1 protein-coding gene is annotated in these 3,154 nt (G+C 73.3%); it reads right to left on the bottom strand.

Translation table 11 applies throughout. The features are described from left to right. Window positions 1–96 precede the first annotated feature (96 nt). Window positions 97–2,547, bottom strand: a complete 2,451-nt coding sequence (locus tag ACFXGA_RS03745) for an endonuclease/exonuclease/phosphatase family protein (protein WP_378084084.1) — start codon at window positions 2,545–2,547, stop codon at window positions 97–99. Between the last annotated feature and the right edge of the window lie 607 nt (window positions 2,548–3,154).

Raw genomic sequence — 3,154 nt, forward strand, 5'->3', positions numbered from 1 at the left:
GGGCGCCCCCGCCCGCGCCGGGGCGCGCCCCGGGGGGGGGGTGCGCGGCGCACCCCCCGCGCGCCCCGCGTCCGAGGGGGCTTCCCGCTGCCCGGGTCAGTGCCGGGGCAGGTGCTCCACGATGTCCTCCACGAGGAACACCAGCCGGTCGACCTGCGCGTTGCCCGTGCTCGGGCGCAGCTTCACGACCTGCGGGTCGTGGTCGCTGGCCTGGTCGGCGAACTCGGCGTTGACGTGCACCACGTCGTACCGGTACCGGGTGATGTTCGCGCTGATCAGGATGTGGTCGAGGGTCTGGGAGTTGCCCTCGAACACGTAGCTGTAGCGCTCGGCCGCGGGCAGGGTGTCCATCAGGGCCACCACGTCGCCGTTGCCGGTCAGGGCCCGGACCACCGGCGAGAACTGGTAGTCGTTGATGTCGCCCGCGAGGACCACGTTGGCCCCCTTGTCGACGGCCTTCACCTGGTCCACGAACCCGCGCAGCAGCGCGGCCTGCTGGGCGCGCTGCACCTCGGAGCTGCGCACCGGCTCCTGGTAGCGGCCGTGCATGGCCTGGTCGCCGCCCTTGGAGTTGAAGTGGTTCGCGACCACGAACACCGTGCGCCCGCGGAACTTGAACTCGCCGGCCAGCGGCTTGCGGCTGCTGTTCCACGCCGGGTCGGCGGGCGCGATGCGGCCCGGCGACACCGACAGGGCGGCCCGGCCGTGCTGCTTGACGACGGACACCGCGGTGGTGGCGTCGCCGCCCGGCCGGTCCACGAAGGACACCCGGGCGGGGTTGAACAGGAACGCCACCCGGATGTTGCCGCCGGGCTCGCCGCCGTCGGCCTTGTTCACGGGGTCGATCTGGCGCCACTGGTAGCGGGGGCCGCCCGCGGCCGCGATGGCGTCGGTGAACCGGGTGAACGTCGCGTCCGCGGCCACCGTGCCGTCGTCGGTCGCGCCGTTGTTGTCCTGGATCTCCTCCAGCACCACGACGTCCGGGCTCCTGAGGTTCGCCACCACGGCCGCGGCGAGGCGGTCGAACTTGGCCTGGTCGTTGGAGGCGGCCAGGTTCTCCACGTTGTAGGTGGCCACCGACAGCTCGTAAGCGCGCTGCGGGTCCGTGACCTCGGGGGTGATGCCGCCGGGGACGTGCTCGCCGACCGACTTCGTGGCCAGGGTGTAGCCGCCGAAGTTGGTGTACTCGACGTTGCCCGCGGTCGCGCCGCGCCACACGTCGCCGACGTTGCTCACCGGCGGCGTGGCGGAGCCGGCCTTGACCTTGATCCGGCCGCTGTTGGGCTGGTCGTAGCCGAGGTAGATCGTGCCGCCGCGGGCGGTCGGGTTCTGGGTCGGGTTGGTGGTGATCCACGTCTCGCCGAAGCTGTTCGTGGGGCCGACCACGCGGGCGTCGGCCACCTGGACGTACATGCCCTCGCGGGACTCGTAGTAGTCCTGGCCGTAGGTCGCCGGGTCGAGCGGGAGGGCCTCGATGCTGCCGCCGTTCGCGGTGGGCAGGTAGCCCGCCGGCGGGTTCAGCACCTCCGGCGCGGGCAGGGCGTTGCCCTTGGACCTGACCGTGACGGTCGCGCCGGTGATCTCGGTGAGCGTCTGGTTGGAGTTGCTCGCCGCGTCCCCGCCCGGCCGGTACTCGGCGACGGTGCCGGAGACCAGCACCTCGTCGCCCGGCTCGACGGTCGGGACCAGGCCCGCGGTGTAGACGAACACGCCCTCGCTGGTGCGCGGGTCGTCGTCCGGGGCGGTGTCCTGGATCCAGAAGCCGCGGTCGCCGGTGTCGCGGGTCGCGGTGACGACGCCCGGCACGCCGGCGACCTTCTGGCCGAGCAGCGGCGAGACGCGGGTCGTGCCCTGGATGTCGCGGATGCGCTTGTCGCCGGGCTGGGGCTCCGGGTCCGGGTCGGGTCCGCCGGGGCCCTGGCCCTTCGAGTTGACCGGGGTCGGCGCGCCGACGGTGAAGTCGACCGAGTTGTTGTCGGTGTCGGTCAGCGCCGCGCGGGCCGCCGAGGTGGTGTTGCTCAGGTTGGCCGTCGGCGTGGTCTCCCGCACGACCGTGGCCGAGCCGTAGCCGACGAGGTCGCGCACGCGCGGGTCGGCGGCGCAGTCCGCGGCGGTCTTGCAGGTCAGCGGCGTGGTCGCGGTGACCAGGGCGATCGTGCCGCCCGTGCCGCTCATCGCGATCGTGCCGGCGACGTCCGGCGCGGGCAGCTCGACCGTGCCGCCCGCCCCCTTGGCCTCCGCGACGAGGAACCGCCCGCCGGCCGCGATCGACCCGGTCAGCGGCGTGACCTGCCACTGGCTCCCGGCGCCCGGGTTCGCCGGCAGGTACTGCACGCTCCAGCCGTTCACGGCGACCGGCGCGGCGCTCGCGTTGCCCAGCTCGACGAAGTCCTGGGTCAGGGTGGCGCCGGAGTTGCCGCCACCGCCGTAGACCTCGGCGATGAGGGCGTCCTGGCTCGGGGCCGCGTGGATCGGCGTCGCGAGGGCGAACGACACGGCCGAGGCGGCGGTGACCGCCAGTCCGACGCGGAGCGGGGTAGGTCTCAACGGATCCTCCGTAGTGGGCGGGTGCGCGCATCCTCCCCGGATCGAGTGAACGGCGGAAGACACCGTCACTAACGGTTGACCTTTACCCGTCCTCGAACGTGTGTTCGAACGTAGGGTAGGGTCATGGCCGTGCCTCCCGGTGGCCCTCCCAGCGCCGGTCCGGGCACGCCACGCACCACAGGGGCGCCGACCCGGACCTGACGAGGCCCGGCTCGGCGCCCGTGCGCGCGGCGGACGTGCCCGCGACCCGGACCACCCGTCTCGACGCGCGGAGCCGTCGTTCACACCGCGGCGGACCCGCCGTGCCGCACCGACGGGGCACCTTCGGATTCCCGCACGCGGCAACTCCGCGCCACGCCGACCGTTCCACCTGCGCGATCCGCCGCGCGACGGACCCACCGCCCGCACCGCTCCCGACGACCTGCCACCCGGACGTGGACCACGAGCCGCTTCGACCGCGTCGAGGGCCATGGCCACCGGAAATGCCGCCGAACGCCAGAGCCCCCGGGGGGGGGGGGGGGGGGGCGAGGGGACAGGCTCGGAGGGGGGGGGGGGTGTTGAAAAAACAGGGAGTAATAGAAAAAACGCAAAATCTGTGTAGGAGAGT

This window comes from Actinosynnema sp. NPDC059335 (assembly GCF_042752395.1).
GTDB lineage: Bacteria > Actinomycetota > Actinomycetes > Mycobacteriales > Pseudonocardiaceae > Actinosynnema.